This is a genomic window from Amycolatopsis tolypomycina, assembly GCF_900105945.1.
GTDB classification, from domain to species: Bacteria; Actinomycetota; Actinomycetes; order Mycobacteriales; family Pseudonocardiaceae; genus Amycolatopsis; species Amycolatopsis tolypomycina.
Genome location: NZ_FNSO01000004.1, coordinates 6,116,253 through 6,140,474 on the forward strand (window position 1 = coordinate 6,116,253; position 24,222 = coordinate 6,140,474).

At 72.9% G+C, this 24,222-nt stretch carries 26 protein-coding genes; 14 read left to right on the plus strand and 12 right to left on the minus strand.

The window, feature by feature from the left end:
- Window positions 1-86: 86 nt before the first annotated feature.
- Window positions 87-983 carry an NADP-dependent oxidoreductase gene (locus BLW76_RS37575; RefSeq protein ID WP_091316559.1) on the minus strand — a complete coding sequence of 299 codons (897 nt, stop codon included), beginning with the start codon at window positions 981-983 and terminating at the stop codon, window positions 87-89.
- 33 nt (window positions 984-1,016) lie between these two features.
- Complete coding sequence (locus BLW76_RS37580; protein ID WP_091316561.1) at window positions 1,017-1,250, minus strand: hypothetical protein; 234 nt, start codon at window positions 1,248-1,250, stop codon at window positions 1,017-1,019.
- Window positions 1,251-1,273: 23 nt separating this feature from the next.
- Here BLW76_RS37580 and BLW76_RS37585 point away from each other — a divergent pair, with 23 nt between their 5' ends.
- Window positions 1,274-1,720, plus strand: coding sequence for a GNAT family N-acetyltransferase (locus BLW76_RS37585; protein ID WP_091316563.1), 447 nt, complete (start codon window positions 1,274-1,276; stop codon window positions 1,718-1,720).
- Here BLW76_RS37585 and lpdA read toward each other — a convergent pair.
- The 4 genes from lpdA to BLW76_RS37605 all read right to left on the minus strand — a co-directional run bounded on the left by lpdA (window position 1,710) and on the right by BLW76_RS37605 (window position 5,289).
- Window positions 1,710-3,101 carry a dihydrolipoyl dehydrogenase gene (lpdA, locus tag BLW76_RS37590; RefSeq protein ID WP_091316565.1) on the minus strand — a complete coding sequence of 464 codons (1,392 nt, stop codon included), beginning with the start codon at window positions 3,099-3,101 and terminating at the stop codon, window positions 1,710-1,712. The two genes, BLW76_RS37585 and lpdA, sit on opposite strands and share 11 nt — an antisense overlap.
- 48 nt (window positions 3,102-3,149) lie before the next feature.
- Window positions 3,150-4,013, minus strand: coding sequence for an alpha/beta fold hydrolase (locus tag BLW76_RS37595; RefSeq protein WP_091316566.1), 864 nt, complete (start codon window positions 4,011-4,013; stop codon window positions 3,150-3,152).
- A gap of 31 nt (window positions 4,014-4,044) precedes the next feature.
- On the minus strand, window positions 4,045-4,806 hold the full coding sequence (locus BLW76_RS37600; RefSeq protein WP_425266039.1) for a lysophospholipid acyltransferase family protein: 762 nt from the start codon (window positions 4,804-4,806) through the stop codon (window positions 4,045-4,047).
- A gap of 78 nt (window positions 4,807-4,884) precedes the next feature.
- A complete protein-coding gene (locus tag BLW76_RS37605) occupies window positions 4,885-5,289 on the minus strand; it encodes a nitroreductase family deazaflavin-dependent oxidoreductase (RefSeq protein WP_091316569.1) in 405 nt (134 codons plus the stop codon).
- 217 nt (window positions 5,290-5,506) lie between these two features.
- On the opposite strand from BLW76_RS37605, the gene BLW76_RS37610 reads away from it, so the two are divergent.
- The 6 genes from BLW76_RS37610 to BLW76_RS37635 all read left to right on the plus strand — a co-directional run bounded on the left by BLW76_RS37610 (window position 5,507) and on the right by BLW76_RS37635 (window position 11,345).
- Window positions 5,507-6,547 carry a LacI family DNA-binding transcriptional regulator gene (locus BLW76_RS37610; RefSeq protein ID WP_091316571.1) on the plus strand — a complete coding sequence of 347 codons (1,041 nt, stop codon included), beginning with the start codon at window positions 5,507-5,509 and terminating at the stop codon, window positions 6,545-6,547.
- Between the two features lie 81 nt (window positions 6,548-6,628).
- On the plus strand, window positions 6,629-7,762 hold the full coding sequence (locus tag BLW76_RS37615) for a dihydrodipicolinate synthase family protein (RefSeq protein WP_091316573.1): 1,134 nt from the start codon (window positions 6,629-6,631) through the stop codon (window positions 7,760-7,762).
- Window positions 7,762-8,574 (plus strand): sugar phosphate isomerase/epimerase family protein, encoded by an 813-nt coding sequence (locus BLW76_RS37620; RefSeq protein WP_091316575.1) that lies wholly within the window; start codon window positions 7,762-7,764, stop codon window positions 8,572-8,574. Before BLW76_RS37615 ends, BLW76_RS37620 begins: the two co-directional genes overlap by 1 nt.
- 50 nt (window positions 8,575-8,624) lie before the next feature.
- Entirely contained in the window at window positions 8,625-9,287 is a 663-nt protein-coding gene (locus BLW76_RS37625; protein ID WP_091316576.1) for an IclR family transcriptional regulator, read from the plus strand.
- Window positions 9,288-9,333: 46 nt separating this feature from the next.
- Window positions 9,334-10,044 (plus strand): response regulator transcription factor, encoded by a 711-nt coding sequence (locus BLW76_RS37630; RefSeq protein ID WP_091316577.1) that lies wholly within the window; start codon window positions 9,334-9,336, stop codon window positions 10,042-10,044.
- 2 nt (window positions 10,045-10,046) lie between these two features.
- Window positions 10,047-11,345, plus strand: coding sequence for a sensor histidine kinase (locus tag BLW76_RS37635; RefSeq protein ID WP_091316579.1), 1,299 nt, complete (start codon window positions 10,047-10,049; stop codon window positions 11,343-11,345).
- A gap of 46 nt (window positions 11,346-11,391) precedes the next feature.
- Here BLW76_RS37635 and BLW76_RS37640 read toward each other — a convergent pair whose 3' ends face one another.
- A complete protein-coding gene (locus tag BLW76_RS37640; RefSeq protein ID WP_091316580.1) occupies window positions 11,392-12,222 on the minus strand; it encodes an SCO6745 family protein in 831 nt (276 codons plus the stop codon).
- A gap of 199 nt (window positions 12,223-12,421) precedes the next feature.
- Here BLW76_RS37640 and BLW76_RS37645 point away from each other — a divergent pair, with 199 nt between their 5' ends.
- The 4 genes from BLW76_RS37645 (at window position 12,422) to BLW76_RS37660 (ending at window position 16,987) form a co-directional block, all read left to right on the plus strand.
- Entirely contained in the window at window positions 12,422-13,813 is a 1,392-nt protein-coding gene (locus tag BLW76_RS37645) for an amino acid permease (protein ID WP_091316582.1), read from the plus strand.
- Window positions 13,810-14,553, plus strand: a complete 744-nt coding sequence (locus tag BLW76_RS37650) for a carbon-nitrogen hydrolase family protein (RefSeq protein WP_091316583.1) — start codon at window positions 13,810-13,812, stop codon at window positions 14,551-14,553. The genes BLW76_RS37645 and BLW76_RS37650 overlap by 4 nt, the downstream gene beginning before the upstream one ends.
- Window positions 14,550-16,241: a flavin monoamine oxidase family protein gene (locus tag BLW76_RS37655; RefSeq protein WP_091316585.1), complete on the plus strand. Its 1,692-nt coding sequence runs from the start codon at window positions 14,550-14,552 to the stop codon at window positions 16,239-16,241. The genes BLW76_RS37650 and BLW76_RS37655 overlap by 4 nt, the downstream gene beginning before the upstream one ends.
- A gap of 80 nt (window positions 16,242-16,321) precedes the next feature.
- On the plus strand, window positions 16,322-16,987 hold the full coding sequence (locus BLW76_RS37660) for a TetR/AcrR family transcriptional regulator (RefSeq protein ID WP_091316587.1): 666 nt from the start codon (window positions 16,322-16,324) through the stop codon (window positions 16,985-16,987).
- A gap of 108 nt (window positions 16,988-17,095) precedes the next feature.
- Here the strand turns inward: BLW76_RS37660 and BLW76_RS37665 are convergent, their stop codons facing one another.
- Complete coding sequence (locus BLW76_RS37665; RefSeq protein ID WP_091316588.1) at window positions 17,096-17,827, minus strand: TetR/AcrR family transcriptional regulator; 732 nt, start codon at window positions 17,825-17,827, stop codon at window positions 17,096-17,098.
- Between the two features lie 67 nt (window positions 17,828-17,894).
- Between BLW76_RS37665 and BLW76_RS37670 the strand changes: the two genes are divergently transcribed.
- Window positions 17,895-18,767 (plus strand): alpha/beta fold hydrolase, encoded by an 873-nt coding sequence (locus tag BLW76_RS37670; protein WP_091316590.1) that lies wholly within the window; start codon window positions 17,895-17,897, stop codon window positions 18,765-18,767.
- A gap of 125 nt (window positions 18,768-18,892) precedes the next feature.
- Complete coding sequence (locus BLW76_RS37675; RefSeq protein WP_244170495.1) at window positions 18,893-19,282, plus strand: hypothetical protein; 390 nt, start codon at window positions 18,893-18,895, stop codon at window positions 19,280-19,282.
- Between the two features lie 79 nt (window positions 19,283-19,361).
- Here the strand turns inward: BLW76_RS37675 and BLW76_RS37680 are convergent, their stop codons facing one another.
- Complete coding sequence (locus tag BLW76_RS37680; protein ID WP_091316593.1) at window positions 19,362-20,582, minus strand: PucR family transcriptional regulator; 1,221 nt, start codon at window positions 20,580-20,582, stop codon at window positions 19,362-19,364.
- A 112-nt stretch (window positions 20,583-20,694) separates the two neighbouring features.
- Between BLW76_RS37680 and BLW76_RS37685 the strand changes: the two genes are divergently transcribed.
- A complete protein-coding gene (locus BLW76_RS37685) occupies window positions 20,695-21,540 on the plus strand; it encodes an SGNH/GDSL hydrolase family protein (RefSeq protein ID WP_091316594.1) in 846 nt (281 codons plus the stop codon).
- Here the strand turns inward: BLW76_RS37685 and BLW76_RS37690 are convergent.
- Genes BLW76_RS37690 through BLW76_RS37700 form a run of 3 tightly spaced genes read right to left on the minus strand, consistent with a single transcriptional unit; the run spans window position 21,530 to window position 24,221 of the window.
- Entirely contained in the window at window positions 21,530-22,051 is a 522-nt protein-coding gene (locus BLW76_RS37690) for a pyridoxamine 5'-phosphate oxidase family protein (RefSeq protein ID WP_091316596.1), read from the minus strand. The two genes, BLW76_RS37685 and BLW76_RS37690, sit on opposite strands and share 11 nt — an antisense overlap.
- A 2-nt stretch (window positions 22,052-22,053) precedes the next feature.
- Window positions 22,054-23,037, minus strand: coding sequence for an LLM class F420-dependent oxidoreductase (locus BLW76_RS37695; RefSeq protein WP_091316598.1), 984 nt, complete (start codon window positions 23,035-23,037; stop codon window positions 22,054-22,056).
- Window positions 23,034-24,221: an acetyl-CoA acetyltransferase gene (locus BLW76_RS37700; protein WP_091316599.1), complete on the minus strand. Its 1,188-nt coding sequence runs from the start codon at window positions 24,219-24,221 to the stop codon at window positions 23,034-23,036. The genes BLW76_RS37695 and BLW76_RS37700 overlap by 4 nt, the downstream gene beginning before the upstream one ends.
- Between the last annotated feature and the right edge of the window lies 1 nt (window position 24,222).

The window sequence follows — 24,222 nt, forward strand, 5'->3', positions numbered from 1 at the left end:
GTGTAATGGGGAGAATCTAAGGAGCGACCGGCCCGGATTCCAGCGACCAAAGTCGGGAACGCCCGCGCGTCCACATGCTGGAACGGTCAAAAGAACGTGAGAACTATTTTTCCGCGACCGTGTCCGGTTTCGATTTCCCGGTGCGCGGCCACGGCCTCGGTGTACGGGTAGGCCCGGCGCACGGTGAAGCGCAGATCGCCCTTGGCGTAGAGCGCGGCCAGCTCGGCGAGCCGCGCGGCCGAGCGCCCGGACTTCGAGAGCAGCACGCCGAGCTCCGCGGCCCGGTGGTGGTCGACGAGCGTGAGGATCCGGTCCCGGTCCTTCACCAGTTCGAGTGAGACATCGAGTGCCTCCCCGCCCGCGCCGTCGAGCACGACGTCGATCCCCTGCGGCGCGGCGGCCTCGATGCGCTCCTTCAGGCCGTCGCCGTAGACGACGGGGGTCGCGCCCAGTTCGCGCAGGTAATCCTGGTTGGCCGCGCTCGCCGTGCCGACGACCTCGGCGCCCTGCAGGCGCGCGAGCTGCACGGCGGCGGTGCCGACCGAGCCGGCGGCGCCGTGGATGAGCAGGGTCTCCCCTTCGCGCGGTTTCAGCACCTCCAGGGCGATCGACGCGGTCTGCGCCCCGGCGGTGAACCCGCCGGCCACCTCCCACGGCATTTCCGGCGGCTTCGGCGTGACATCGGATGCGGGAACGACAATGTATTCGGCGGCGGCCTGCACGGCGGTGAAGCCGAGAACTTCGGTGCCGGCTGCGAGTTCGCCCTCGTCGACGACGCCGGCGAACTCGTTCCCGGGCACGCGCGGCCAGGTCAGCGCCAGACCGGGCGGCTCCCACCCGGCCCGCACGGCGGCATCGTACGGCTGCACCCCGGCAGCCTTGACCCGCACCCGAACCTGCCCCGGCCCGGCGTGCGGTTCGGGCAGATCGAGGACGCGGAGCACCTCGGGCCCGCCGAATTCGGTGAACGCTACGGCTTTCATGGGACCAGCCTGATACTTCGAGCTAACTGGAGGTCAAGACCGTCGGTTCCGGCCGGCCGGCCACCGGGCCGCCTTCCGGTCGAACACCTCGCGCGGCGCGAGGACCGGGTTCGGCCGGACGATCAGGGCGAAGAGGTCGCCGAGCCCGTGCGGCACGTGAAAGAAGAGGCCGTAATCCCGGATGCCGTGCGTCGCCGCCCGCCCGAGCAGCTCGACGAGGACTTCGTTGCGCGCCAGGATGGTGCGGAGCCGGTCGAGGTCCGTCATCTCTTCATCGTAGGCTGGTGCCCATGGGCCAGATCGAGATCGTGCGTGCCACGCCGGACCAAGCCGGCACCCTGACCGCTCTGATGCACGCTTCCTCGGCCTACCAAGGCGACTACGCGTCCATTTTGGACGGATACACGATCGCGCCCGGGTACGTCGAGGCCAACCCGGCCTTCGTCGCCATCCGGGACGGCGAGATCCTCGGCTTCTACGCGCTCGTCGACGCGGAACTCGACCTGCTCTTCGTCGCCGACCGGGCGCAGGGGCTCGGTCTCGGCGCCCGGCTGATCACGCACATGCTCGCCGAAGCGCGTGGGCGCGGGCTGGCGAGCGTGCGCGTCGTTTCGCACCCGCCCGCGTTGGCCTTCTACGTGCGGATGGGTGCGCGGCGCACCGGCACGATCCCGGCGCACCCGCCGAAGGTGCGCTGGGACCGGCCGGAGCTCCGCTTCGACGTCCCTACATGTTGATCATGTGACCGGCGAGGCCGTGGATGGCCTCCTTCACCGCTTCGCCCAGCGTCGGGTGGGCGTGGACGTTGCGGGCGACCTCGTGCACCGTCAGGTCCCACTGCTGGGCCAGCGTGAGCTCCGGCAGCAGCTCCGTCACGTCCGGGCCGATGAGGTGCCCGCCGATCAGCTCGCCGTGCTTCGCGTCGCTGATCAGCTTCACGAAGCCGGCCGCGTCGCCCAGGCCGTGGGCCTTGCCGTTGGCCGTGAACGGGAACTTCGCCACCTGGACGTCGAAGCCCTTCTCGCGGGCCTGCTCCTCGGTCCAGCCGAAGCTGGCGATCTGGGGCTGGCAGTACGTCGCGCGCGGGATCATCGGGAAGTCGAGCTCCATCGTCTCGGCGCCCGCGATGGTCTCCGCCGCGACCACGCCCATCGACTCGGACGCGTGCGCGAGCATCAGCTTCGCCGTGACGTCGCCGATCGCGAAGATGTGGTCGACGTTCGTGCGGCCGCGGCCGTCCACGGCGATCGCGCCGCGCTCGGTCAGGGCCACCCCCGTCTTGTCGAGGCCGTAGCCCTCGACGCGCGGCTGGAAGCCGATCGCCTGCATGACCTTGTCGGCCTCGAGGACCTGCTGCCCGTTCTTCTCCGAGGACACCGTCACGCGCACGGACGAGCCCGAGTCGTCGATCGACTCGACGCGGGTCGACGTCAGCACCTTGATGCCGAGCTTGCGGTACCGGCGCGCCAGCTCCGCCGAGACCTCGGAGTCCTCCAGCGGCACCATCCGGTCGAGGAACTCGACGATGGTGACGTCGACGCCGTAGTTGTGCAGCACGTAGGCGAACTCGACACCGATCGCGCCCGCGCCGGCGATCACGATGCTCGACGGGAGCTCGCTCGACAGGATCTGCTCTTCGTAGGTCACCACGCGCTCACTGCGCGAAGTCCCCGGCAGCAGCCGCGTGGTGGCGCCGGTCGCGATGATGCAGTGATCGAACGTGATCTGCGAGCCGTTGACCTCCAGGGTGTGGTCGTCGACGAACGTGCCGTGCCCGTCGAACTCGGTGATCTTGTTCTTCTTCATCAGGAAGTGCACGCCCTTGACGCGCCCCTCGGCGACCTTGCGGCTGCGCTCGTACGCGGCCGTGTAGTCGAACCGGATCGGGCTGTCGGAGGAGATGCCGAACGTCTTCGCCTCCTGCGTGACGACCTGCGCCAGCTCGGCGTTGCGCAGCAGCGCCTTCGACGGGATGCACCCGACGTTCAGGCAGACGCCACCCCAGTACTTCTCCTCGACCACGGCGGCGCTGAGCCCCAGCTGCGACGCGCGGATCGCCGCGACGTAGCCGCCCACCCCGGCACCCAGCACGACGACATCAAAGTGTTGTGCACTCATGCCACGAAACTACCCTTCCGAGCAGGGCTCGGCGGGGTGACCCGGGACTCAGGCAGCGACGAGCTCGCGCAGGGCAGCGACCACCTCCTCCGGCCGTTCTTCGGGCAGGAAATGCCCCGCGTCCAGCACGTGCGTCCGCAGGTCGGGCGCCCACGAACCCCACACCGCGGCCGGGTCGAAGGGCAGCTCGCCGACCGGACGCTGCCACAGCGCCGCCACCGGCATCGCCAGCCGCCGCCCGGCCGCGCGATCGTCCGCGTCGTGCTCGGCGTCGACCGTCGCGCTCGCCCGGTAGTCCGCGCACACCGCCGCGATCGCCTCCGGCGTCGAGGCCGCCGCCAGGTACGCGGCCCGGACCGGAGGCGGGATCGCCGAACGATCACGCACCCAGCCGTCCAGGAAGTGCCCGAAGAACTCCGCCGGTGCCGCGGCCAGCAGCCGCTCCGGCAGCGGCGGCGGGTGCGCCAGCAGGAACAGGTGGAACGCGAACACCCCGGCCGTGCCGGCGAGCGACTCCCACAGGTCCACGGCCGGGATCACGTCGAGCACCGCCAGGTGGCTGACCGCCGACGGATGGTCGAGCGCCGCCCGGAACGCCACCAGGGCGCCCCGGTCGTGACCCGCCAGGGCAAACCTCTCGTGCCCCAGCGCGCGAGCCAGCTCGACGACGTCGGCCGCCAGGCGCCGCTTCGAGTAGTCGCCCGGTGGCTTGTCGCTGCCGCCGTAGCCGCGCAGGTCGGGGCAGATCACCCGGTGGTCGCGCGCGAGCGACACCGCCACCTCCCGCCAGGCGAGGTGGGTCTGCGGAAACCCGTGCAGCAGCACGAGCGGCGGCCCGGCGCCGCCCTGCGCGACGCCGAGGTGGACATCCCCGACGGGGATCCGCTGGTAGGAAAAACCGGAAATCGTCATGCCGGCAGGTTCTCACCCACCACCGACAATTTTAGGCAGCGACCGGACGCTCCTCGCCGCGGATCGACTCCAGCAGCGAAGTCACCGCCGCCATGATCCGGGCCGTCGCCTCCTCCAGCACCTCGCGGGTCAGCTCACGGCCGACGAGGTCCGACAGGTCGACCGGCGGCCCGGCGACCAGCTCGACGGTCTTGCGCGGGACCGCACGGGGAAACCGGGCCGTCGACGGCAGCAGGTGGTGGGTCCCCCAGTTCGCCACCGGGATCACCGGCGCCCCGGTCTCCAGCGCGGCTCGCACCACGCCGGTCTTGCCGCGCATCGGCCAGCCGTCCGGGTCGTTCGAGAAGGTGCCTTCCGGGAAGATCGCGACGCACTCGCCCGCCCGCACGGACGCCACCAGGTCGCGGTAGGCCTCCGCGGCCGTCGCGGCCCCGCGGTACACCGGGATGTGCCGCCCGGAGCGCATCACGCGGCCGACCACCGGCAGCTTCCACAGCGACGCCTTCGCCAGGTAGCGCGGCACGCGGCCGGCGGCGAGGCAGAACGCGGTGAGCGTCGTCGGGTCGGCGAACGACAGGTGGTTCGACGCCACCAGCACGCCGCCGGTCTTCGGGATGTGGTGCGAGCCCCGCACCCGGAACCGGGTGGTCTGGACGAGGAACTGCCACACCACCTCGATGGCGAAGCTGTACCAGGCGCCACGGCCGGCGCGGGCGAAGCGCCGGCCGTAGGCGATCATCTGGCGTCGGGTGAGCAGCTCACCTTCGAGGTCCAGGGCGGTCCAGCGGTCCATGACTGTCATTCGTAGCTCACGACCGGCCGGATCGGCCCCTGCCCGCGCCGAACGCGGCGCAGATCACAGCGGAGAACGTCAGAGCCGCTCGAGCACCACGACGGGGATCTCGCGGTCGGTCTTCTTGGCGTACTCGTTGTAGTCCGGCCAGACGGCGGCCAGCTTGTCCCAGAGCTTCGCCCGCTCCTCGCCGGACGCCGTGCGCGCGCGGGCCTTGAACTTGTCCGCCTTGATCTGGACGCCGACCTCGGGGTGCTCGACGAGGTTGAAGTACCAGCCGGGGTGGTTCGGCGCGCCGCCCTTGGAGGCCACGATCACCGGGTTGCCGTCGGCTTCCTGGTAGATCAGGGCGAACTTGCGCTCCTGCCCGGTCTTGCGGCCCTTGGTGGTCAAGACCAGTGTCGGGACGCCCTCCTGCCAGTCGTGGCCGACCTCGCCGTCGGTCTCCTCGTAACGGCGGACGTGCTCGTCACCGAACAGCATGCGTGGTTCCTTTCGCGTCGACGAAGCAGTGGCGGGCTCACCACTTGAAGGTTCTCCTTGTTTGCAACACACCCGAAGCGCACGATCTTCCCGGCGGTTTTCACTCGTTCGGGGGAGGTCCCCCGAGCAGCGGCTTCTCGGGACACACCCTCCTCCCAGTAGATTGCACCGACCGAGCACACCGAGACACTCGAGACCGACCCTGGAGGAGCCAGCCATGAAGGCCCGGCCGCACGTGACACTCGAAGACGTGGCACGCAGCGCGAACGTCTCGCTCGCGACGGCGTCGCGGGTGCTCAACGGCACCGCGTCCGTCCGCGCCGACCTGCGGGAGCGGGTGTCCGCCGCCGCGGCCGAGCTGGCCTACGCCCCCAACGCGCACGCCCAGGCCCTCGCCGGCGGCACGCACCGCACGGTCGGCGTGATCTGCCACGACGTCAGCGACCCGTACTTCGCGGCGATCGCGGGCGGGGTGATGCGGGTGGCCACCGACAACGGGCTGCTCGTCATGCTCGCCGGCACGTTCCGCGACCCGGACCGCGAAGTCGCCTACGTCTCGACGCTGCGCGCGCAGCGGGCCGCGGCCATCCTGCTGATCGGCTCGGCGTTCGAGGACCGGGCGTGGGAACGCGCGATGGCCGCCGAGCTGGAGCCCTACCGCCGCGGCGGCGGCCAGGTCGCGGCGGTCAGCAGGCACCGCGGGCTCAAGATCGACACCGTCCAGCCGGACAACAAGGGCGGCGCCGCCGCGCTGGCGAAGGAACTGGTCGGCCTCGGCCACAAGCGGTTCGCCGTGCTGGCCGGGCCGCGGCGGCTGAGCACCGTGATCGACCGGCTCGCCGGGTTCTCCGGTGAGCTGGCCGCGCACGGCATCGAGCTGCGCGAAGAGGACGTCGTCGAGGCCGCGTTCAGCCGCGACGGCGGGTACGAGGCCACGAAGCGGCTGCTCGCCGGCCGCAAGCGCAAGCTGCCGACCTGCCTGTTCGCCGTCACCGACGTGATGGCGATCGGCGCGCTGACGGCGTTGCGCGAGGAAGGCCTGTCCGTGCCCGGCGACATCTCGGTGGCCGGGTTCGACGACATCCCGGTGGTCCGCGACCTGGCCCCGGCGCTGACCACGGTGCGGCTGCCGCTGGAGGAACTCGGCGAACGCGCGATGGACATGGCGATCAAGGGCTCCGCGGGCACCCGGCCGCGGACGGTCCGGCTGTCCGGCGAAGTCGTCCTGCGCGAAAGCACCGGACGCCCCAAGCGCTGACCCCACCGGGCCTTGTCGCGGCGCGGCACAGGCCCTACCGTGGGTCGAGAAAGCGCTTTCTTACCCCTGCGGAGGTCCTCGATGCTCGTGCTCCCGGCCCCCGGTGGCGAGCTGCTGAACTGGTCGCCGTCCGGACCACGGCCCCCGGCACCCCCGACGAAACCGCCGACTTCGCGCATCGCCTACGCCGCCGCGCACGTCGTCGCGGACGCGCTGGCCGACGAGCCCTACGCCGTGGACTGGGACACGACGCTGGCCTTCCGCGAGCACCTCTGGTCGTGCGGACTGGGCGTCGCGGAGGCGATGGACACCGCGCAGCGCGGCATGGGCCTCGACTGGGCCACGACGCAGGAACTGGTGTCCCGCACCGGCGCGGCCGCGGCCGGGCGGCGCTGGTGCGCCGGCGTCGGCACCGACCAGCTGCCGCCGGGCCCGGCCACCATCACGTCCATTGTGGACGCCTGGCGCGAGCAGCTCGAGCTGGTCTCCGGCGCGGGCGCGGTCCCGGTCGTGATGGCCAGCCGCGCGCTGGCCGCCGCCGCCCAGAGCCCGGACGACTACCACACGGCGTACGGGAAGCTGCTGTCCGAGGCGGGCGGGCCGGTCCTGCTGCACTGGCTGGGCGAGCAGTTCGACCCGGCGCTGGCCGGCTACTGGGGCCACGCCGACGTCCGCGCCGCCGCCCGCGAGCTGGCCGCGCTCTGCACCGAGCACGCCGCCACGATCGCCGGGGTGAAGGTCTCGGTACTCGACGCCGAGGTCGAGGTCGAGTTCCGCCGGGCGCTGCCGGACGGCGTCGCCTGCTACACCGGCGACGACTTCAACTACCCGTCGCTGATCGCCGGGGACGGCGAGGGCCACAGTGAGGCCCTGCTCGGCATCTTCGACCCGCTCGCCCCGATCGCCGGCACCGCCCTGGCCCGCCTCGACGACGGCGACCGGGCCGGGTTCCACGCCCTGCTCGACAGAACCGTGCCGTTGTCCCGCGAGATCTTCCGCGCGCCGACCCGGCACTACAAGACCGGCGTCGTGTACCTGGCCCACCTCAACGGCCACCAGGACCACTTCCGGATGATCGCCGGGCAGGAGTCCGCGCGGACGATCACCCACCTCGCGATGCTGCTGCGGCTCGCCGACGAGGCCGGCGTGCTGGCCGACCCCGACCTGGCCGAGGCCCGGATGCGGCCGCTGCTGCAGGTCGCGGGGGTCGCGTGATGGACCCCCGGCTGAGCCTCAACCAGATCACCACGAAGTCCTGGTCGCTGCCGGAGGCGGTGGCCGGCTGCGCCGAGGCGGGCGTCGGCTGGATCGGGCTGTGGCGCGACAAGGTCGCCGAAACCGGCGTCGACGAGGCCGCACGGCTGCTGAAGGAACACGGTGTGCGGGTTTCGTCGTTGTGCCGCGGTGGGTTCTTCACCGGCGTGACACCGGAGGGGTCCCCTGTGGACGGTGTGGCGCAGACCCGGGAGGCGATCGACGAGGCCGCCGCGCTCGGCACCGACGTGCTCGTGCTGGTCGTGGGCGGGATCGCGGGCAACGACCTGGCCGCGTCCCGGCAGCGGGTCGCCGACGCGGTCGGCGAACTGGCGCCGTACGCCGGGGAGCGCGGGGTCCGGCTCGGCCTGGAGCCGCTGCACCCGATGCAGTGCGCGGAGCGGTCGGTGCTGTCCACTGTGGACCAGGCGCTGGCGATCGCGGTGGAGCACCCGGCCGAGCAGGTCGGCGTGATCGTGGACGAGTTCCACGTCTGGTGGGACCCGCGGATCGAGGAGTCGATCGCCGCGGCGGCCGGGCGGATCGCCGGGTTCCACGTGTGCGACGTCCTGGTGCCGCTGCCGGACCCGCTGCTGGGCCGCGCGCTGCCCGGCGACGGCCCGATCGACCACCGCCGGCTGCGCGCGGCCGTCGAGGCGGCGGGGTACTCGGGGCCGATCGAGGTCGAGGTGTTCAACGCGGACCTGTGGGCCCGGCCGGGCCAGGACGTCCTGGCCGAGACCATTACGGCGTTCGAGCGATACGTGGCCTGATTCCGTCCGCCTGGCGGTACGCTGGGTCCATCAGGCGGACGGGGTCGCTCATGAAGGCAGACGAAGACGGATCGGTCCGGAGCGTGCTGCGCGCGTTCGACCTGCTCGCGCTCTTCACCGAACACCGCCCGACCTGGGCGGTCAAGGACCTCACGACGGCCAGCGGCCTGGCGAAGACGACCGTGCTGCGGCTGGTCGCCACCTGCGAACAGCGCGGCCTGCTCTGGGCGCGGCCCGACGGGCGGTTCACCGTCGGGCCCGGGATGCTGCGGTGGGCGCAGCTGGCGAGCACGGCCTGGCAGCTGCCCGAGCCGGTCCGGCAGGTGCTGCGCGACCTGGCCCGGGAGTGCCGGGAGACGGTGAACCTCTACGTCCGCAGCACCTCCGTGCTGGTCTGCGTGGCCCAGCAGGAGGGCCCGCTGGCCATCCGGCACGTCGGCCGGGTCGGCGACGAACTCCCGCTCGGCTTCGGCGCCGCCGGGCGCGTCCTCGACGGCACCGAGGGCGCCGCCGTCAGCCACGGCGAGCCGGAGACCGGCGCGTCCAGCGTGGCCGCGCCGGTGCACGACGGCGACGGACGGCTGCTCGCGGCGCTGGCCGTCACCGGGCCCAGCAGCCGGTTCGGGCCCGGCGAAGTCGCTGCGTTCACCGAAGCCCTCGCCACCGCTTCGGTGCGGATATCGCAGATCGGCCTCGGGACGCGGACGGAATAGACGACAATCACCCGGCGCGCGGCGGAACGTTGGTTAGGCTTCCCGCATGCCGAACCTGCTGGTGGTGGAAGACGACGCGGCGATCGGCAGCGTGCTCGAATCGACCCTGCGACTGCACGGTCACCAGGTGTACTGGGCCCGCGACGGCCGGACCGCCCTGCGGGCCGCCGAACCCGGCGAATTCGACCTCGTGCTGCTCGACCTCGGCCTGCCCGACCTCGACGGCGTCGAGGTCTGCCGCCGGCTGCGGGCCGCGCTGCCCGCCGCGGTGCTGGTGATCCTCACCGCGCGGCAGGAGGAGATGGACGTCGTCGTCGGCCTCGACGCCGGTGCCGACGACTACCTCACCAAGCCGATCCGGCTGGGCGAGCTGCTGGCCAGGGTGCGGGCCCACCTGCGGCGCGGCGCGCCCGCCGGGGCCCGGCCGCCGGTGACCATCGGCGGGCTCACCGTCGACATCGCCGGCCGCCGCGCCACCCTGGCCGGGCGCGAGGTCGTGTTGCGCGCCAAGGAGTTCGACCTGCTGGCCCGGCTCGCCGAGCAACCCGGCGTCGCGGTCAGCCGCGAGACGCTGATGTCCGAGGTCTGGGACGCGCACTGGTACGGCTCGACGAAGACGCTGGACGTGCACATCGCCGCGGTGCGCCGCAAGCTCACCGCGGCCGCCGGGCCCGACGACGAGGTCCCGCGGATCGCCACCCTGCGCGGGCACGGCTACCGGCTGGAAGACCCGGCCCGCACCGCCGCCGAAGGCTAGCCGTGCGCCGCAAGATCACCTCGCTGACGGTGCTGGCCGCCCTGGTGGCGACCCTGCTGTTCGCGCTGCCGCTGGGCTTCGCGGTGTGGCAGTACTACCACGACGACGCGAAGGGCGACCTGGAGCGGGCCGCGGACGCCGCCGCGCTCGCCGTGTCGGGAGACCTGAACGCCGGGCGGCGGCCGACCGTGCCCGTGCTCGACGAGGAGGACGACGAAGCCGCGGGCGAAGTCGGGATCTACGCCCCGGACGGGCGGCTGCTCGCCGGGGTCGGGCCCGCCGTCGCCGGCCCGGTCGAGCAGCAGGCGGCCAAGGCCACGGTGGACGTCGTCATCGGCCGCGAAGGCGACGAAATGGCGCTGGCGGTGCCGGTGGTGAGCGGCCCCCGGGTGACCGGCGTGGTCCGCGCCGCGCTGCCGCTGTCCGAGCTGCGGCTGCGGATCGTGCTGACCCTGCTCGGCATGGCCGGGCTCGCGGTCGCCACGACCGGGGTGAGCTGGCTGCTGGCCCGGCGGTTCACCACGCGCTTGGTCCGGCCGCTGGAACAGCTGGCCGCCGCGGCCGAACGGCTCGGCGACGGCGACTTCACGGCCCGCTCGCCCCGCGCGGGCATCCCCGAGATCGACCAGGTCGGCGAGACACTGGACGCCACGGCGGCCCGCATCCGCGAGACCCTGGAGCGCGAGCGGGCGTTCTCCGCGGAGGCGTCCCACCAGCTGCGCACGCCGCTGACCGGGCTGCGCTGGCAGCTCGAAGCGGCCCTGGAGGCCCCGGCGGCCGACCCGTACGCGGCCATCCGCGCCGGCATCGCGTCCGCCGACCGGCTGGAACGCACCATCGAGGACCTCCTGGCGCTGGGCCGGGAACGCCGGGCACCGCGGGCCGAGCTCGACCTCGACGGGCTCCTCGAGGAGCTCCGGCAGGCCGGCGAAGCCCTGCTCGGGCCGCAGGGCCGGACGGTGCGGATCCACCGGGAGGACCCGCCGCCGGCGCGCGTGGCGGCCGCGGCGGTCCGGCAGATCCTGGGCGTGCTGCTGGACAACGCCGTGACGCACGGCCGCGGCACGGTCACGGTCCTGGCCCGCGACGCCGGCGACGCGCTCGCCATCGACGTCGCCGACGAAGGCCCGGACCTCGGCGAGACCGACCCGTTCGCGACGACGCCCACCGGCCACGGCATCGGCCTGCGCCTGGCCCGCGGCCTCGCCGAGGCCGAAGGCGGCCGCCTCCGGCTCAGCCGCCCCGACCCGCCGACGTTCACCCTCCTCCTCCCCGCCGCCGACCCCACCACCCCGGCGTAACCGAAGAGGGCGGGGGCACTTTCACGTGAAAGTGCCCTCCGGGGGGTTACATCGGGAAGGTCGTGCGGAAGGCGGCCGAGATCGGGGTGAGGTCGGCGATGAGGTGGTCCAGCTCGGTGGGGGTGAGGGCCGTGTAGGGCGGCTCGGCGAGGCGGTCGGTCAGGGCCTCGACGCGGTCCTTCGCGGCCCGGCCGTCGGGCGTGAGCCGGCTGTCGGGGCCGATGAGGCCGCGGGTGCGCATGCCGTCGACGACCGCTTGCAGCTGGGCGGCCGGGAGGTGCCAGACCCGGCCGAACTTCTCCGCGGGCAGGTCGATGGACAGGGCGTGCAGCACGTGGGCCTCCGTCCCGCCGATGCCCTCGGTCAGCAGCGCGGCGGTGTGGCCGTCGCCGCGGTGCTCGCGCAGCAGGGTCGCCGCGTGCCACAGCCGGGCCACCGGCTCGGCCGGCACCGGGACCGCGCGCAACGCCGCAAAGAGCGGGCGCCCCTCGACCGGGGCGCTGGTCGCCGCCTTCAGCAGGAGGTCACCGGCGCGGGCGATCGCCGGGTCGTCGGCCCGGTCGCCGAGGATCCGCCGCATGCCCGCGACGCAGCCGCGTTCACGGGCGGCCAGCGCCGCCTCGGGCGTCGTCAGCTCCCAGACCCGGGGGAGGTGGCGGGCCACCTCGCCGGGGGCGAAGTTGTAGAAGACCGCGTGGACCACCTCCGCCGGAACCGAACGGCCGAAGGGCGCGGCCCGGCCGGCGAAGTAGGCGTCCCACACGTTGCGCAGGCCCAGCGCCAGCAGCGCCTCGTCGGACTCGTCGGCGAAGTAGGGCACCAGGCCGATCGGCTCGACCAGGTCGTACATGCGGCGGGCGACGTGCGTCATCTTCATCCCCTGGGGTTCCGGCGGCGCCTTCGTGGCGGCCGCTCACCCCCTCCACGAACGGCCCGGCCCCGATCCGACACCGAAATCCAAGCCGGAACGAATCGCCATGATTCGATGCCTCTGTGCAATGAATCACCTGTGATTCATCTGTACGCGCAACGTCCTCCTGTTTTGCACTCCGGAAACGACCGTTACCGTCGTCGGCATGACTCTGCGAGCCGCGACGGTGCGGCGGAAACCGGTCGCCGACCTGGTCGCCGAAGGCGATCACGGCACGTTGAAGCGGTCGCTCGGCCTCGGGCAGCTCACCATGCTCAGTATCGGGGCAACGCTGGGCAGCGGCATCTTCGTCGTGCTCGGCGAGGCCGTCCCGGTGGCCGGCCCGGCCGTGGTGCTCTCGTTCGTGCTCGCCGGCGTCACGGCGTTGTTCTCGGCGCTGTCCTACGCCGAGCTGGCCGGGATGATCCCGCTGTCCGGTTCGTCCTACTCCTACACCTACGCCACGCTCGGCGAGCTCGTCGCCTGGGTCTGCGGGTGGTGCCTGGTGCTCGAATACGGCGTCTCGGTCGCCTCCGTCGCCGTCGGCTGGGGCCAGTACCTCAACGAGCTGCTGCGCCTGGCCTTCGGCTTCGCCATCCCGGACGCGCTCAGCCAGCCACCCGGCGACGGCGGCGTCGTGAACGTACCCGCCATCCTCGTCGTCGTCCTCGCCATGTTCCTGCTGCTCTCCGGCGCGAAGGAGAGCGCGCGGGCCAACGCGGTCATGGTCGTGGTCAAGATCGGCACGCTGGTCCTCTTCTGCGCGATCGCGTTCAGCGCGGTGCAGGCGAAGAACTTCACGCCGTTCCTGCCGCTCGGGCTGGCCGGGCTGAGCGCCGGCGGGGCCAAGCTGTTCTTCTCCTACATCGGCTTCGACGCGGCCTCGACCGCCGGCGAGGAGGCGAAGAACCCGCAGCGCGACCTGCCGCGCGCGATCCTGCTCTCCCTCGGCATCGTCACCGTGCTGTACTGCCTGGTCGCCGTGGCCGCGGTCGGCGCGCTGCCGTGGCAGCAGTTCGACGGCCAGGAAGCCGCGCTCTCGCACGTCCTCGACGTCGTCTCGGACAACCCGTTCTGGGCCGGGCTGCTCGCTGTGGGCGCGATCGTGGCGATCTCCAGCGTCGTGCTGACCGTCCTCTACGGACAGACCCGCATCCTGTTCGCGATGTCCCGCGACGGCCTCGTCCCGGCCGCGCTGTCCAAAGTGGACACCAAGACCGGCTCCCCGCGGGTCAACACCCTCGTGGTGTCGGCCTTCGTCGCCGTCCTGGCCGCGTTCATCCCGCTCGGCAAGCTCGCCGACGCCACGAGCATCGGGACGCTGTTCGCGTTCGGCCTGGTCAACGTGGCCGTGCTGATGCTGCGACGCAGCCAGCCCGACCGCCCGCGGACGTTCCGCGTCCCGCTCGCGCCGGTGACGCCGATCCTGGGCGTGCTCTGCTGCGCGTACATGATGCTCAGCCTCGACGGCGCGACCTGGCTGGTCTTCGGCGCCTGGATGGTCCTGGGCCTGCTGATCTACTTCGGCTACGGGATCCGGAAGTCGAGGCTGGCATGAGGGTCGCCGTCCACCAGGGTCCGCTCGACGGCCTGCCCGCGGTCGACGCCGACCTCGTCGTCACCGCGGAGATGATCACCACCGGCTACCACATCGGCGCGCGCACGCACGAGCTCGCCGAACCCGCCGACGGCCCCACCGCGGCCCGGATGTCCGCGTGGGCGCGGCAAACCGGCACGGCGATCGTGTACGGCTACCCGGAAACCGACGGCGGGCACGTCTACAACAGCGTCCAGCTGATCGACGCGACCGGAACCCGGCTGGCCAACTACCGCAAGACGCACCTGTTCGGCGACCTCGACAAGGCCTGGTTCACCCCCGGCGACGACCCCGTCGTCCAGGCCGACCTCGGCGGCCTCCGGGTCGGCCTGCTCATCTGCTACGACGTCGAGTTCCCGGAGCTGGTCCGCGCGCACGCGCTCGCCGGCACCGAGCTCTTGGTCGTGCCGACCGCGCTGATGAGCCCGTACGAGCTGGTCGCCGACACGCTCGTGCCCGCGCGAGCCTACGAAAGCCAGCTGTTCGTCGCCTACGCGAACCGCTGCGACACCGAGCGGGAGCTGACCTACTGCGGGCGCTCCTGCGTCGTGGCCCCGACCGGCGAGGTGCTGGCCCGCGCCGGCGCCGGGCCGGAGGTGATCGCCGCCGACGTCACCCGGGACGCCCTGATCGCGTCCCGCCTGGAGAACACCCACCTGGCCGACCGACGGCCCGACCTGTACCGAGGAACCACCGCATGACCTCCGCCGTTCCCACCGCGCTCCACCACGACGAGCCGGCGGGCCGCCCGATCACGATGTTCGGCCCGGACTTCCCGTTCGCCTACGACGACTACCTGGCCCACCCGGCCGGCCTGGGCTCGCTGCCCGCCGAACGGCACGGCACCGAGGTCGCCGTGATCGGCGGCGGCCTCTCCGGCATCGTCACCGCGTACGAGCTGATGAAACTGGGCCTGCGGCCGGTGGTGTACGAGATCGCCGACCTCGGCGGCCGGCTGCGGACCGTGCGGTTCCCCGGCTGCCCGGACGACGTCGTCGCCGAGATGGGCGCGATGCGCTTCCCGCCCGCGTCGACCGCGCTGTTCCACTACATCGACAAGGTGGGGCTGGAGACCACGCCGTTCCCGAACCCCCTGGCCCCGGGCACGCCGAGCACGGTCGTGGACCTCAAGGGACAGAGCCACTACGCACGCACGCCGGAAGACCTGCCCGCCGTCTTCCGCGAGGTCGCCGCGGCCTGGGACCGGACGCTCGCCGAGCACGCCTCCTTCGCGGAGATGCAGACGGCGATCCGCGACCGCGACGCGAAGACGATCAAGCGGCTGTGGAACGACCTCGTCCCGCGGCTGGACAACCAGACGTTCTACGGCTTCCTCTGCGACTCCCCCGCGTTCGCCTCCTTCCGCCACCGCGAGATCTTCGGCCAGGTCGGCTTCGGCACCGGCGGCTGGGACACCGACTTCCCCAACTCCATCCTGGAGATCCTCCGCGTCGTCTACACCGGAGCCGACGACGAGCACCGCAGCATCGTCGGCGGCAGCAGGCAGCTCCCGCTGCGGCTGTGGGAGCACGCCCCGGCAGACATCGCTTTCTGGCCGTCGGGCACCAGCCTGAGCACGCTGCACGGCGGCCGGCCGCAGCCCGGCGTCGCGCGGCTGCACCGGACGGCACCCGGCAACGTCACCGTGACGGACACGGACGGACACATCCGGACGTTCCCGGCGGCGGTGTTCACCGCGCAGAGCTGGATGCTGCTGTCGAAGATCGAGTGCGACGAAGCGCTCTTCCCGATCGACCACTGGACGGCGATCGAGCGCACGCACTACATGGCGTCGTCGAAGGTGTTCGTGCCGGTCGACCGCCCGTTCTGGCTGGACCGCGACCCGGTGACCGGCCGCGACGCGCTGAGCATGACGCTCACCGACCGGATGCCCCGCGGCACGTACCTGCTCGGCGACGACCCGGCGAAGCCCGCGGTGATCTGCCTGTCCTACACCTGGGCCGACGACTCGCTGAAGTGGCTGCCGCTGTCGGTGGGCGAGCGCGTCGAGGTCATGCTGCAGTCGCTGCGCGAGATCTACCCGGGTGTCGACGTCCGGCGGCACATCATCGGCGACCCGGTGACCGTGTCGTGGGAGGCCGAACCGCACTTCATGGGCGCGTTCAAGGCGAACCTGCCCGGCCACTACCGCTACCAGCAGCGGCTGTTCACGCACTTCGTCCAGGACGAGCTGCCGCCGGCGTACCGGGGCCTGTTCCTGGCGGGCGACGACATCTCGTGGACGGCGGGCTGGGCCGAGGGCGCGGTCCAGACCGCGCTGAACGCCGTGTGGGGCGTGCTGCACCACTTCGGCGGGTCCACCGATCCGGCGAATCCGGGCCCGGGTGACGGCTTCGCGGACATCGCGCCGATCACGCTGCCGGACTGACCGTGCCCCGATCGTGGGGGCGCATCCGGCAACGTGCCGACTACCCTGCCCGGCGCAACGGCCCATGCGACGATGGGCGGATGAACACCGAGCCGGCGCCGAGATGGCGAAGACTGGAACCGGACGAACGGAAGGAACAGATCTACACCTGTGCGGCGCGCCTGTTCGGTGAGCGCCCGTATTCCGCAGTGTCCACATCGGACATCGCCGCGGCGGCCGGCGTCGCGCGGGGACTGATCAACCACTACTTCGGCACCAAGCGCGAGCTGTACCTGGAGATCATCCGGCGCGCGCTGACCGTGCCGCGGCTGGCCGTCGAAATCCTCCCCGACGGGCCGCTCGAACTGCGCGCCGACGTCGCCATCGAGTGGTTCCTCGACATGGTCACCAGCCAGGAGCGGATGTGGCTGGCCGCGATCGCGCCCGAAGGCATCGGCCGCGACCTCGAAGTGGAGCGCATCCTCGAAGAAGCCGACCGCGAATCCGCCGACCGCGTGCTGGAGGCCGTCGGGCTGTCGCGGGAAAGCGACCACGGGCCGGAGCTCAACGCGCTCGTGCGCGCGTTCGGCGGGATGGTGAAGTCAGCGGGCCGGGAGTGGCTCGTGCGCCGGTCGCTGACGCGCGAACAGGTGCACCTGCTGCTGTCGAAGTCGCTGGTCACGCTGGTCGGCGAGATCTTCCCGGCCATCCAGGCGCAGCCGCCGCGCGGCGGGCCGCCGTCACCGCGGCAGGGCGAACCCGGGTAGACCGAAGCCCCCGGCGCCACGAGGGGGAGGAGGGCGCCAGGGGCTCCGGGTCAGTGGGCGAACCACCGACGCACGCCCACGGTACGCCGAAGCACTGTCAAGTCGCTGTCAACCAGCAGTGTCCGATTCGCGAAGTTCGGCCAGGCGGTGCGCGAGGCCGTCCAGGCACCGCCGGACCGCGTAGTCGTAGAGCTGCGCGTAATAGCCGGAGGCGAGTTCCGGGTCACCCATCAGGTCGTGCATCGCCGCGCCCAGCTCGGCCATCCCGGGCAGGTCGGGCCGCTCGCGGTAGGTCGCGTACTCCTCGGTGTTGTCGATCCGCAGGGCGAGCGCGCCGTCGCGGTCGTCCTCCATCGCGACGAACTGGCACGCCGTCATCAGGAGCAGGTTGTAGGCCAGCACGCTCTCGCGGCCGAAGCCGGCGGCCAGCAGCACGCCGATGCCCGCGTCGATGGTGCGCGTGGCCGCCTTGACCGACGGGCCGAACAGCGCCAGCCGCCGCGCGCAGCCCGGGTACGTCCGCAGCACCGCGCGCAGGCCGGCCAGCAGCTCGGTGAACCAGTCCTGCCACGGCAGCCGCTCGTCCGGCAGCTGGAGCAACCCGACCACCCGGTCGACGACGGCGTTCACCACCGCGTCCCGGTCGCCGACGTGGTGGTAGATCACCGCCGGATAGGCTTCGACCGCGCGGGCGAGCTCCCGCAGCGTCCAGTTGTCCAGGCCGCGCTGGGCGGTGAGGGCCGTCGCCGCGCTGACGATGCAGTCGGCCGTCAGCGCCGGCAGCCCCGCCGCGGCCCGCGACCGGGGGCGCTGTCCCGTGCCCGAGGATGAGGTCGGCATGGGGCGTAACGGTAACGGCACCGCCCGGCCCGGTGCCAGCTCCGCGCGGGTACGGCAGGATCGGGGTATGGCACGCGCACAGGCCAACGGTCTCGAGCTCGAGTACGACACTTTCGGCGATCCGGCGGCCCCGCCGCTGGTCCTGGTGATGGGCCTCGGCGCCCAGATGATCACCTGGGAGGACGGCTTCTGCGAGTTGCTCGCGGGCCACGGGTTTTTCGTGGTGCGTTACGACAACCGGGACGTCGGGCTCTCGACGTGGCTCGACCACCTGCCCGCGCCGGACCTCGCCGCGCTGGCCGCCGGCGACCTGTCGAGCGCGCCGTACACGCTGTCGGACATGGCCGACGACGCCGTCGGGCTGTTCGACGCGCTCGGGATCGCGCGGGCCCACGTCGTGGGGGCGTCGATGGGCGGGATGATCGTGCAGCAGCTGGCCATCGACCACCCGGACCGGCTGCTGTCGCTGACGTCGATCATGTCGACCACCGGCGACCCGGCGGTCGGGCAGGCCGAGCCGTGGGCGCTGGCGCTGCTGACCCGGCCACCGGCGACGACCCGCGAGCAGGCGCTGGCCGACAGCGTCGAGGGCTACCGGCGGCTCGGCTCCCCGGGTTATCCGGACGACGAGGCGTTCCTGCTGGCCAAGGCGGCGGTGCACTACGACCGCGCCCGCCACCCGGTGGGCACCCTGCGCCACGCGGCGGCGGTGGTGGCGTCCGGCGACCGCACGGCTGGTCTGCGCTCGGTCCGCCTGCCGGCGTTGGTCGTCCACGGCGACGCGGACCCGCTGATCAACGTCAGCGGCGGCAAGGCGACGGCGGAGGCGATCCCGGACGCGGAACTGGTCGTGATCCCGGGCATGGGCCACAACCTGCCGCGCGCGGTCTGGCCGACGCTCGCGGACGCGATCCAGGGCGTGACGGACCGGAGTAAATAGATCGTAAAGATCGACGGGCTGGGTGTAGGGAATGTGTCCTGGCCCACGCTCTCGCGCGTCCGCCGGACTGGACTGGGCGGATGGGCTTCGAGTTTCCGTTCGGATGCGTAGCAGCGACTGCCGCGGTGATCGTGGCCGACCTGGCCGGGGCGACGGGCCACCCCTGGTACGCCCTGGTCACCCTGGGCGCGGTGGTCCTGGCGTTCGCCTACCGAAGTCCCCTGCCCGCCGCGGCCGGCGTCACGGCGGTCGCCTGGGCGTTGCACACCGGCTTCGTCCTCGGCCGCCTCGGCGAGCTCACCTTCGACGCGCAGGCCGCCCTCGCTGCGCTCGTCCTCGCCTCGGCCCTGGTCACCGGCGCCCTGGCCCGCGCCGCCGTGTCGACCGCTCAATCACGCGTGTCGACCCTCCAGACACGCGTGTCGTCCATCCCGGCACGCGTGTCGTCCGTTCCGGTACGCGAGTCGTCCGTCCGGGTACGCGAGTTCGCCGGCCGGGTGCTTCGGGTGCCGTGATCGGAGGGTCGACTCGCGTGATTGGGGAGTCGACTCGCGTGATTGAAGGGACGACACGCGTGCCTGGGTGGACGACACGTCAGTGGGCGGCGCGGCGGGCTGCTGATGCTGCGATGATGCGGGGGAGGCCGGAGGGGTGGAGGGGGTCCATGCCGGTGAGGTCGCGGATGCGGCGGAGGCGGTAGTCGACCGTGTTGGGGTGGACGTGGAGCTGGGCCGCCGTGCGGCGGCGGTTCGTGTCCAGCGCGAGGTAGGCGTCGAGGGTCTCGACCAGCTCCGGGTGTGCGGCCAGGGGGTCGAGCGCCGCCGCGAGGCGGTCTCGGGCCGCGCCCGGGCGGGTCAGCTGGTACTCGACCAGGACGTCGTCGAGGCGGTACAGCCCCGGTGGGCGGCCGAACCAGCGCAGCACGTCCAGGACCTCGCCGGTCTGCGCGGCCACCGCCCGGACCTCCGGTGGGGCGGCCGTGTCCGCCGCCGCCAGCACCGTCACGCCCGCCGCGCGGCCGGCCGCGTCGAGCACCGCGTCCCAGTCCGCGGGCCGGCCCGCCGCCGGGAGGAGGACGAGCCCGCCGCAGCCGTCCAGAGAGGCCAGCACGCCGTCGCCGCACGCGTGCTCGAACGCCGCCAGGAACCGCCGCAGCTTGCGGCGGACCGCGATCTCGGCGTCCACCCCCGGTGACGCCTCGTCGGCGTGCGGCCCGAGTTCGACGCTCAGCACGACGTACCGCGCGGGCAGCGTGATCCCGGCGCTGCGGGCGACGACGTCGACCGGGCCGCCGTCGACGAGCACCGACAGCAGCGTCCGGCGCGCGGTGTGCTCCTGCCCGACCTTCGTCCGCAGCTCCTCCAGGTATCCGCGCGTCACCGCGCCGGTGACCGTGCCGACGAACGCCAGCACCCGGTCCGCGACGTCGAGCAGATCGGCGACGTCCGCACTGCCCGAAGACGCCGAGCCGACGGCGAAGATCTCCCGCGCGCCGACGTGGTACGCCGTCAGCACGGCTTCCAGTGGGAAGCCCTCCTCCGCCCGCCGGACCGCGGACGCGCCGACCTGCCGGAGCTCGGCCGCGTTGAGCTCCCGGTCCTCGCGCAGGCTGCGCGCGAACGCCCGCACCGCCTGCCGGGTGATGCCCGCGATGTCGCCGGCCAGCTCCTCCACCGGCAGCCGCCGGTAGTCGGCGACCTCGGCCTGGATGCGCGTGAGCACCCGGGCGATCAGCTCCGGTTCCTCCTGCGTGAGCCGCTCGTGCACGCGCTGCCCGCCGAGGGTGAGGTCGCCGCCGTGCTTGTGCTCCGTCACAACCGATCCCCTCGTTCTCTGCCCGGATTCCCAGTCAATCCCGTGACGCCCGGTGCCGATGGTGTCACGGAGACCAACGTTGAGCACAACGTCAAGGAGGACGGGCGTGCGAGTGAGGACGACGGCGTTCATCGCGATCATGGTCACCGCGCTGACGGGCGCGGCAGCGGGCCCGGCAGCGGCGGCCACCCCCGGCGAGTACGTGGCACTGGGCGATTCGGCGGCAGCCGGGCCGCTGATCCCGCCGCCGGACCTCTCCTCCCCCGGCTGCCTCCGGTCGCTGCTCGACTACCCGCACGTCGCCGCCAAGCAGCTCGGCGTGCCGCTGAAGGACGTCACGTGCTCCGGCGCGACGACCGCGGACATGACCGCCCCGCAGCAGACGTCGTCCGGGCCGGTGCCGCCGCAGCTGGACGCCTTGAGCGCGCAGACCCGCACGGTGACCCTGACGATCGGCGGCAACGACGTCGGCCTGGTCGGCGCCGCGACGAGCTGCATCAACCTGCTCCCCGGCATCGTTCCCGATTGCGTCGACCGGTACACCGCGGGCGGCCACGACCAGCTGGCCGAGAAGATCGCCGCGTTCGAGCCGGTGTGGGGCGCGCTGCTGGACGCGATCCACGCGAAGGCGCCGAACGCGGACGTCTACGTGGCCGGTTATGGCACGTACCTGCCGCGCAACGGCTGCTGGCCGATCGCGCCACTGACCCCGCGCGACGCGAACTACATCCAGGGCAGCATCGACCGGACCAACGCCGCGCTCGCCCGGCAGGCCGCCGCGCACGACGCGCACTACGTCGACGTCCGGACCGCTTCGATCGGGCACGACGTCTGCAAGCTGCCCGGCGTGAAGTGGTTCGAGAGCGTGATCCCGACGGCGATCGCGGCACCGCTGCACCCCAACGCCGACGGCATGGTCGCGATCGGCGGGCTGGTCGCCTCGGCGATCAGCGGCTGAAGTCCCAGCGGGTGGCGCCGTGCGGCTCCGCGGTGGCGACGCCGATGGCCCGGTCCAGCGTGAGCCGGTACAGGTGCCACGGCGCCGGCCCGGCGCTCGCCGCCATGAACGGGGCGTCGAACCCGCCGTCCAGGATCGTCGCGGGCCAGCCGCCCTCGCGGTAGACGGCCGCCACCCGCGCCAGCGTCGCCGGGTCGTCGATCTGCCGGGCCTCGCCTTCCATCGTGAGGTCGAGGCCGCGCAGCCGCACCGACACCGTGCACGCCGGGTTCGCCGCCAGGTTGCGGGCCCGGCGCGTGCCGGGTCCGCTCACGAAGTACAGGGCGTCGCCGACCCAGATGGCCCCGACGCCGGCGGCGTGCGGCCGCCCGTCGGGGCGGACGGTCCCGACGAAGAACGTCAGGTCCTCCGTGGGGGTCTGGGTGGCGAGGAGGTCGCGCGCCCTGCTCCACGGCAGCGCCGCCGCGGTCCCGGTTCCGTCGAGGTTCTTGGTTTCGTGAGCTTCAGTCATGCTTACGCGTCGAACGGGACGGCCGCGGATCGACACGCGGCGAGAGTTTTCGCGCCCCCGGGATCGTCGTCGCTGGTCGCGGGCACGATCGCCAGCTCATCGACGCCCGCGGCCGCGTACGAGCCGATCTTCGCCGCGATCTCGGCGCGGGACCCGACCAGCCCCACCGCGGCGATCGCCTCGGCGGGCACCGCGGCCAGGAGCTCACGCGGGTGCGGCCGGGTGAGCGCGAAGTCGATCAGGTCGCCGAAGCCTTCCGCGCGGAACATGTCCGCGTAGCCCGGCGCCGCGAGGTAGCCGACCACTCCCCGGCGGAGCTGCGCCAGCTCGGCCGGGCCCGGGTCGGCCGCCGCGACCACCCACGCGGCCACCGGCGGCGGGGTGGTGCCCCTGGCCGCAGCGGCTTCCCGCAGGCCGCGCACCAGCGTCGCCGCGGCCGCGGGACTGACCAGGTTGACCACCATCCGGTCGGCGTGCCGAGCCGCGACGGCGAGCGCGCGCGGCTCGAACGCGGCGATCGTCACGGGCGACTTCGGCGCGGGGAGCCGCAGCCGGTACCCCTGCGAGCCGACGACGGAGCCGTCCACAGTGGACTTCTCGCCGCTCAGCAGCTGCCGCACCGCCACCGCCGACTCGGCCAGCGCGGTCGCCGCCCGCTCGCGCGACCGGCCGTGCCAGCCGCGCACGACGACGTCGCTGGACGTCCCCAAGGCCACCCCGGTCGCCCGGCCCGTCAACGCGGCCACGGAGGCGACGCCCATGGCGATCGTGGCCGGGTCCCGCACGGTCACCGCCAGCGGGCCGAAGGTGAGGGAAAGACGCGAAGCCGCCGCGCCGATCGCGGTGCCGAGGGCGAAGGCGTCCCACGTCGCCATCTCGCCGATCCACAGTTCGGGGTAGCCCTCGGCCTCGGCCGCGCGGGCCGTCTCCAGCGCTTCCTCCGGCGGCCGGTCCTGCCAGAGCCCCAGCGACACCGACAGCCTCATGCGGTGACCACCATCGTGACCACCGTGGTGAACGAGCCGCCGACGTTCAGCGTCAACGCCGTCCGCGCGCCCCCGACCTGCGTCTCGCCCGCCGTGCCCGAGACCTGCCGGGCCGCGTCGCGCAGCATGCGGACGCCGGTCGCGCCGACCGGGTGGCCGAGGCCGATCAGGCCGCCACCCGGGTTGACCCCGGCCGCGTCGAGACCGCCGTCGTCGATGAACCGGCCGCCGCCGCCCGGCGGGGCCACGCCGAGGTGCTCCAGGGCGACCAGGCCGGTGATGGTGAAGCAGTCGTGCAGTTCGACGACGTCGAGCGCGTCCGGCCCGGGCACGCCCGCCCGCCGGTAGGCGTCGGTGACGGCGCCGCGCAGGTGCGGGAACAGGTACTCGCCGTCGGGGGCGATCTTCGGCGCGAGGCCGATGTGCGCGGTGCGGTGCCCGAAGCCCGCGATGCGCGGGAACCCGCCGCCGAGCCGTTCGGCGAACGCGGGCGAGGCCAGCACGACCGCCGCGGCGCCGTCGGTGATCCGGCCGCAGTCCTGCTTGCGCAGGCTCCCCTCGATCACCGGGTTCAGCTCGTCGTCCGGCCCGAAGGCACCGGCCGGGAACCGCCAGTCGCGGGCCTGGGCCAGGGGGTTCAGCGCCGCGCGGTCGAAGGCGTGCGACGCGAACCGCCCGAGGGGGCCGGGATCGAGTCCATACCGTGCGTCGTACGCGGAGGCGACGTCCGCGAACAGCGCGGGCCACGGGAACTTCGCGGCGACGGCTTCGTGCCCGGCCCAGGCGGCGGACCCGAGGTGCTCGGCCGCGCGCTGCCCGTCGACGTTGCGCATCAGCTCGACACCGACGACCAGCGCCACGTCGTAGCGGCCCGCTTCGAGGTCCGCGCACGCGGCGAGGACGGCGGTGCTGCCCGACGCGCACGCGGCTTCGTGCCGGGTCGACGGCACGCCGTCCAGCTCCGGGACGGCCGCCACCAGCAGCCCGCCGAGCTGGGCCTGGCCGGTGAACAGCTCCGCCGCGAGGTTCCCGACGTGCGCGACTTCGACGTCTTCGGCCGAAACACCGGCGTCGGTGAGCGCGGCGGGCACGACCTCGGCGAACAGCTCGAGCAGCCCGCGCCCTTCCTTGGTGAAGTTGCGCGCGAAGTCGGTCTGCGCCCCGCCCAGCACAAACACCGTCATG

Excerpts from the sequence above, each read along its gene's own strand:
- BLW76_RS37575 (WP_091316559.1), bottom strand. The coding sequence starts at position 983 with ATGAAAGCCGTAGCGTTCACCGAATTCGGCGGGCCCGAGGTGCTCCGC.
- BLW76_RS37580 (WP_091316561.1), bottom strand. The coding sequence starts at position 1,250 with ATGACGGACCTCGACCGGCTCCGCACCATCCTGGCGCGCAACGAAGTC.
- BLW76_RS37585 (WP_091316563.1), top strand. The coding sequence starts at position 1,274 with ATGGGCCAGATCGAGATCGTGCGTGCCACGCCGGACCAAGCCGGCACC.
- lpdA (WP_091316565.1), bottom strand. The coding sequence starts at position 3,101 with ATGAGTGCACAACACTTTGATGTCGTCGTGCTGGGTGCCGGGGTGGGC.
- BLW76_RS37595 (WP_091316566.1), bottom strand. The coding sequence starts at position 4,013 with ATGACGATTTCCGGTTTTTCCTACCAGCGGATCCCCGTCGGGGATGTC.
- BLW76_RS37600 (WP_425266039.1), bottom strand. The coding sequence starts at position 4,806 with ATGGACCGCTGGACCGCCCTGGACCTCGAAGGTGAGCTGCTCACCCGA.
- BLW76_RS37605 (WP_091316569.1), bottom strand. The coding sequence starts at position 5,289 with ATGCTGTTCGGTGACGAGCACGTCCGCCGTTACGAGGAGACCGACGGC.
- BLW76_RS37610 (WP_091316571.1), top strand. The coding sequence starts at position 5,507 with ATGAAGGCCCGGCCGCACGTGACACTCGAAGACGTGGCACGCAGCGCG.
- BLW76_RS37615 (WP_091316573.1), top strand. The coding sequence starts at position 6,629 with ATGCTCGTGCTCCCGGCCCCCGGTGGCGAGCTGCTGAACTGGTCGCCG.
- BLW76_RS37620 (WP_091316575.1), top strand. The coding sequence starts at position 7,762 with ATGGACCCCCGGCTGAGCCTCAACCAGATCACCACGAAGTCCTGGTCG.
- BLW76_RS37625 (WP_091316576.1), top strand. The coding sequence starts at position 8,625 with ATGAAGGCAGACGAAGACGGATCGGTCCGGAGCGTGCTGCGCGCGTTC.
- BLW76_RS37630 (WP_091316577.1), top strand. The coding sequence starts at position 9,334 with ATGCCGAACCTGCTGGTGGTGGAAGACGACGCGGCGATCGGCAGCGTG.
- BLW76_RS37640 (WP_091316580.1), bottom strand. The coding sequence starts at position 12,222 with ATGAAGATGACGCACGTCGCCCGCCGCATGTACGACCTGGTCGAGCCG.
- BLW76_RS37645 (WP_091316582.1), top strand. The coding sequence starts at position 12,422 with ATGACTCTGCGAGCCGCGACGGTGCGGCGGAAACCGGTCGCCGACCTG.
- BLW76_RS37650 (WP_091316583.1), top strand. The coding sequence starts at position 13,810 with ATGAGGGTCGCCGTCCACCAGGGTCCGCTCGACGGCCTGCCCGCGGTC.
- BLW76_RS37655 (WP_091316585.1), top strand. The coding sequence starts at position 14,550 with ATGACCTCCGCCGTTCCCACCGCGCTCCACCACGACGAGCCGGCGGGC.
- BLW76_RS37660 (WP_091316587.1), top strand. The coding sequence starts at position 16,322 with ATGAACACCGAGCCGGCGCCGAGATGGCGAAGACTGGAACCGGACGAA.
- BLW76_RS37665 (WP_091316588.1), bottom strand. The coding sequence starts at position 17,827 with ATGCCGACCTCATCCTCGGGCACGGGACAGCGCCCCCGGTCGCGGGCC.
- BLW76_RS37670 (WP_091316590.1), top strand. The coding sequence starts at position 17,895 with ATGGCACGCGCACAGGCCAACGGTCTCGAGCTCGAGTACGACACTTTC.
- BLW76_RS37690 (WP_091316596.1), bottom strand. The coding sequence starts at position 22,051 with ATGACTGAAGCTCACGAAACCAAGAACCTCGACGGAACCGGGACCGCG.
- BLW76_RS37695 (WP_091316598.1), bottom strand. The coding sequence starts at position 23,037 with ATGAGGCTGTCGGTGTCGCTGGGGCTCTGGCAGGACCGGCCGCCGGAG.
- BLW76_RS37700 (WP_091316599.1), bottom strand. The coding sequence starts at position 24,221 with ATGACGGTGTTTGTGCTGGGCGGGGCGCAGACCGACTTCGCGCGCAAC.